At 44.7% G+C, this 490-nt stretch carries 1 protein-coding gene; it reads right to left on the bottom strand.

Annotation, left to right across the window (positions count from 1 at the left end; translation table 11 throughout):
• Positions 1-324 (bottom strand): transposase (locus tag ACTHUR_RS19275; protein ID WP_440400397.1); only part of this gene is annotated, 324 nt, incomplete at its 3' end.
• Between the last annotated feature and the right edge of the window lie 166 nt (positions 325-490).

The following is a 490-nucleotide window of genomic DNA, read 5'->3' as shown; positions in this document are numbered from 1 at the left end:
ATCCACCACAACGATATAGACCCGTCCGTTGCGTTTCAGAATGCCGACGACAACCACTTTTCCTGCCACACCGCGACCACGCCTGCCTTTACGCTGTCCGCCGAAATAGCTTTCGTCCAGCTCGACAGGGCCCTCGAAAACCTCATCGGCAGCCAAGGCCAAATGATAGTTTATAACCGTGCGGATTTTACGGTAGAACAGTGCTGCTGAATTGGGATGGATACCCAAAATATCGACTGCAGAACGGGCGGTAACTTCCAGTACAAAAAAACGGAGCAGTTCTTTCTGTGCTTTTTTCTTTAATTTGCAGTGCGTTATCTTCATATTTCGAGGGTAACATATCTGCTAATCTAGTACAGCCCCTAATTTAATTGTTCCTGCTAACATAACTAACCTCAGTTAGCTAAGGAAGGAGATGAAATATTTAGTCTTGTCAGATTAGCACACTATCAATTTTCAGACGACCCTTTGTTATAATCCTCTCTTTACC

The sequence above is a fragment of the Neisseria sp. P0021.S007 genome, from assembly GCF_051956855.1.
Note: the sequence above shows the minus strand (reverse complement) of the source record. Positions and strands in the feature narration are given on the sequence as shown.